The sequence below is a fragment of the Longimicrobium sp. genome (genome assembly GCF_036280135.1).
Taxonomy (GTDB): domain Bacteria; phylum Gemmatimonadota; class Gemmatimonadetes; order Longimicrobiales; family Longimicrobiaceae; genus Longimicrobium.
Genome location: NZ_DASURI010000517.1, coordinates 1 through 4,475, shown reverse-complemented (window position 1 = coordinate 4,475; position 4,475 = coordinate 1). Strand labels below are relative to the sequence as shown.

Annotated in this window: 6 protein-coding genes; all 6 read left to right on the top strand. The window is 71.2% G+C overall.

Going from position 1 to position 4,475, the window contains the following annotated elements; genetic code table 11:
* On the top strand, positions 1–685 hold a 685-nt coding region (locus tag VFZ20_RS16685; RefSeq protein ID WP_329685046.1), incomplete at its 5' end, for an aminotransferase class V-fold PLP-dependent enzyme.
* A gap of 114 nt (positions 686–799) precedes the next feature.
* Positions 800–1,432 (top strand): hypothetical protein, encoded by a 633-nt coding sequence (locus VFZ20_RS16680; RefSeq protein ID WP_329685045.1) that lies wholly within the window; start codon positions 800–802, stop codon positions 1,430–1,432.
* A 516-nt stretch (positions 1,433–1,948) separates the two neighbouring features.
* Positions 1,949–3,310 carry a sigma-54 dependent transcriptional regulator gene (locus VFZ20_RS16675; protein ID WP_329685044.1) on the top strand — a complete coding sequence of 454 codons (1,362 nt, stop codon included), beginning with the start codon at positions 1,949–1,951 and terminating at the stop codon, positions 3,308–3,310.
* An 18-nt stretch (positions 3,311–3,328) separates the two neighbouring features.
* Positions 3,329–3,511 (top strand): hypothetical protein, encoded by a 183-nt coding sequence (locus VFZ20_RS16670; RefSeq protein ID WP_329685043.1) that lies wholly within the window; start codon positions 3,329–3,331, stop codon positions 3,509–3,511.
* A complete protein-coding gene (locus VFZ20_RS16665) occupies positions 3,508–4,266 on the top strand; it encodes a hypothetical protein (RefSeq protein ID WP_329685042.1) in 759 nt (252 codons plus the stop codon). Before VFZ20_RS16670 ends, VFZ20_RS16665 begins: the two co-directional genes overlap by 4 nt.
* Positions 4,263–4,421, top strand: a complete 159-nt coding sequence (locus VFZ20_RS16660; RefSeq protein ID WP_329685041.1) for a hypothetical protein — start codon at positions 4,263–4,265, stop codon at positions 4,419–4,421. The genes VFZ20_RS16665 and VFZ20_RS16660 overlap by 4 nt, the downstream gene beginning before the upstream one ends.
* The last annotated feature ends 54 nt before the right edge of the window (positions 4,422–4,475 follow it).

The window sequence follows — 4,475 nt, the reverse complement described above, 5'->3', positions numbered from 1 at the left end:
CGGGCAGCATGCGCACGCGGCGGGCGCCCTCGTCGTCGTGGACGCGGCGCAGTCCGCCGGGCACCTGCCCATCGACGTGCAGCGGATGGGAATCGACGTGCTGGCGTTCACGGGCCACAAGGGGCTGCTGGGGCCGCAGGGCACGGGCGGATTGTGGATCCGCGAGGGGATCGAGCTGCCGCCCGCGTTCCTGGGCGGGACGGGCGGCGACAGCGACTCGCCCGACATGCCCGCGCTGCTGCCGGACCGGCTGGAGGCCGGCTCGCAGAACGGGCCGGGGATCGCCGGCCTGCTCGCGGGGGTGGAGTGGGTGGCGGAGCGCGGCATCGACGCGATCCACGCGTGCGAGTCGCACCTCAAGGAGCGGCTGTGGGATGCGCTGGCCGCGGTCCCCGGCGTGCGGATGCACTCTCCGCGCGATTCCGACCAGCCGACGGTCGGCATTGTCACGGTGACGGTGGACGGGATGGGCTCCGCGGAGGTGGCGCGGCGGCTGGACGCGGAGTTCGGCGTGCTGGTGCGCGCGGGGCTGCACTGCGCGCCGGAGTCGCACGCCCTGCTGGGTACGGAGGCCGGCGGCGCCGTGCGCTTCAGCGCGGGGTGGGCGACGACGGAGGCGGACGTGGCCCACGCGGCGGCCGCCGTGGCGCGCATCGCGGAAACAAAAGGCAGCCCGCGCGGGTAGCCTGATCCGCACCGTCCACCCGTCCGGACATCGGCGGAGGATGCGGCCGGCAGGCACTCGCCCGCGGCTCGAAATCGAAAGAATCAGCGGAACGCAGAGCAGGGGAGAACGACGATGGGGCGTCGCGGAGCGGCGGGCAAGGTGGTGCTTCTGGTGCTGCTGGTGGTGGTCGGGGCGGGCCTGTGGTTCTTCCGCGGCCTCATCCCCGGGCCGTGGCAGCGCGATCCCGTGATCACGGAAGTCTCGGAGGCGGGCGCCGCGGCGGCGGAGGCCAAGCTGGAGCGCCTGCGCAACGACGGTGAGACCGTGCGGATGAACGGTGCGGAGTTCAGCAGCTACATGCGCTACCGCATGTCCCCGCGCTTTGCCGTGGACATGGAGCTGCCCACCGTCAACTTCGCGGGCGACCAGGTCAAGGTGGCCGGCCGCCTGCCCAAGGACCGCATTCCCGCGTCGCAGCTGCGCCAGCTGGGCGCCGCCGCGGAGTTCGTGCCCGACACGGCGGACGTGGCGGTGGACGGCTCGCTGCGGATGATCGGCTCCGGGCGCGCGGCGCTCAAGGTGCAGTCGGCCTCGTTCGCGCGCGTGCCCATCCCCCGTGACCGCTTTCTTTCCATCCTGGACCGCATCGGCGGGATGGACGAGCCAGGCCTGGAGCGTGACGAGGTGGCGTTCCAGCTGCCCCCGGGCGTGGGCGCCGCGCGGGTGGAGAACGGCGAGCTGGTGCTGGAACCGGCTCAGCGATAGGGCAGGGGGCGGACAACGGTGGATCCACGCCGGGGACGGTACCCAGCCGACACGCCGGCACCCAGCCCCGGCGAATGAATTCGCGGCTCGGAACCCGTGATGTCGGCCTTCGCCGACAGGTCGGGGGGCGGGCGAGTGCCGTGGGGTGCACAAACTCCGCGCGGATCGTGCCCGGCACGATGCCGGCGCCCGGAAGCGAAGTTCTCCCCCTCCCCCGCGAAGCGGGGGCCGGGGGTCGGGGGGTGGGGGCCCTCCGCGGGCGAGACACACTCCGCCGTCTCCGGGGAGTCCCGGCACCCATGAGCCGTTCTCCCCTCTCCGCGAGAAACGAGCGGGGCGGGCCGCTGCCGGCGCGATCCATCCACTTCCGCGACGTAGTTCTCCCTTCCCCCACGCCCTTTGTGGGGGAAGGTCCGGGGATGGGGGCGCTCCGCCCGCGCACAGGTGTTCGCGATCAGCAGGATCTCTCCTCCACGCAGTCGCAGTTCCCATCTACGACATCCAAGGCACACCACGATGGCACGCATTCTGGTCGTCGACGACGAAGAAGGCATCCGGCGCGTCCTGCACCAGCTGTTTGAATACGAGGACCACGAGGTGCGCTCGGCGGGCGGCGGCGCCGAGGCCATCTCCATCTACCAGGAGTTTCACCCCGACGTCACCTTCCTGGACGTGAAGATGGCGCGGATGGACGGCCTGGAGGCGCTGACGAAGATTCGCGAGCACGATCCCGGTGCCGTCGTCGTCATGATCAGCGGCCACGGGACCATCGACACGGCCGTGGAAGCCACCCGCCGCGGCGCGTACGACTTCCTCGAAAAGCCGCTGGACACGGACCGGCTCCTCCTCGTCCTGCGCAACGCGCTGCAGCAGCAGGGGCTGGCGCAGGAGAACGCGCGGCTGCGGGGCGAGATCGAGAGCCGGCACCAGATCGTGGGCCGCTCCTTCGCGCTCCGGCAGGTGCTGGACCGCGTGGAGAAGGTGGCGCCCACCGACGCGCGCGTGCTCGTCACGGGCGAGAACGGTACGGGCAAGGAGCTGGTGGCGCGGGCCATCCACCGGCTCAGCCCCCGCGCGGACAAGTCGTTCATCGAGCTCAACTGCGCGGCCATTCCGTCCGAGCTTATCGAGAGCGAGCTCTTTGGCCACATGAAGGGCTCGTTCACGGGCGCGCACGAGGACCGCGCGGGCAAGTTCGAGCTGGCCGACGGCGGCACGCTGTTCCTGGACGAGATCGGCGACATGTCGCTGCAGGCGCAGGCCAAGGTGCTGCGCGCCCTGCAGGAGGGCATCGTCACGCGGGTGGGCGGCGCCAAGCCCATCTCGGTGGACGTGCGCGTGCTGGCGGCCACCAACAAGGACCTGGAGGAGGAGATCAAGGGCGGCCGGTTCCGCGAGGACCTGTACTACCGGCTGAACGTGATCCCCCTGCACGTGCCGCCTCTGCGCGAGCGCCGCGAGGACATCCCCATGCTCGTGCGGCACTTCGTGGAGTCCAATGCCCGCGAGGCCAACCTGCGCCCCCGCCAGTTCACCGACGAGGCCGTGGAGCGGATGCAGCGCATGGACTGGCCCGGCAACGTGCGCGAGCTGCGCAACACGGTGGAGCGCCTGCTCATCCTGGCCGGCGGATCGGCCGTGTCGGCGGACGACGTGGACCTGCTGGTGGGCGGCAAGATGAAGGGCGGCGGCCTGTCCGGCGACCTGCTGGGCTGCACGACGTTCGCCGAGTTCAAGGAGGCGGCCGAGCGCGCCTTCATCCTGCAAAAGCTGCGGGAGAACGACTGGAACGTCAGCGAGACGGCGCGCATCCTGGACATGCCGCGGTCCAACCTGTACAAGAAGATCGAGCGCTACGAACTGGTGCGAGAGGGCTGAGGCGTGGGCAGCGCGTGGATGTGGTGGCTGATCATCGGCGCCGTGTGGATGACGGGCACGTTCGGCGGCGGATGGGTGCTGGCGTGGCTGTACAAGCGCCTGCACCCGTCGCTTTCGTTCTACAAGCTGTGGGCCTTCTGGGCGTCGCTGCTGGGCGGCGCCGTGGCGCTCATCTTTGCCCTGGGATTCGTCCGGCTGTGAACCGCGGAACGGTCCCGGATTGGGATGGTACCGATCGTCGCGACGTCTACGCGTACGCGGACGAGGAGTACGCCCCGGAGCTGCCGCCCCTCCGCCCGGCGCGAAAGCCCCCGTTTCTCCTGGTGTGGGGGACCAACGGGCTGACGGCGCTCTGGGCGTTCGCCGTCCTGGCCGCGCTCGCGTCCGGCCCCGTCGGCGCCGTGCGCGCGTGGTTTCCGGACGCGAATGGCGCCGTCCGCCTGCTGCTCTACGCCGCCGCGTTCGTGTTCGTGGCGGGGATCATCGCCGTGCTGAGCAGCGTGGGCAGACGGGCCCGCACGTGGTGGCTGCGGGCGATGGCGGGCGCCGCGCTCGTGCTGCTGGTTGCCGGCTGGATCCCGCAGCGGCGGATCAACCGGGCCGCCGCCGCGCCGCATCCCTGGTCATCGAAGACGATCGACGGCGTGGGAATGGGCCTGGTGACGCGCTGGGACGACCGGTCGCCCGTCTACGTGGTCGGCGTGCGCTGCGGCGCGGGGCAGCCGGACTGCATGGCGGACCGCACGGTCGACGTGGCGCTGCGCCTGCCCGGCGGCCATCTCACGGCCACCCTGCCGCCGGACGACTTCGTACGCCTGCGCCCGGGCGAGTATCGGGCGCGCATCCACGCTCGCGCGGACGACCACGTCCGCCGCCGCGACTACCTGGCCGCCACGGACTGGACCGCCCGGACCACCCGCGAACGACCCACCCTCCCCACGGACACACTGCCATGAACAAGCTGCTCGGATTTTTCGGGATGACGGTCGGCGGATGGATCGGATGGGCGCTGGGCGACCACTTTGGGCTGTTCGCGGCGTTCGTGCTGTCCTTCGTCGGGACGGGCGTGGGCCTGTACTACGGTCGCAAGCTGGCGAACGAGTACTTCTGAGCCGGTCGCCGGACGCGGAAGAGGTACGTCATCCCGGATCTTCTTCTTTCGGGG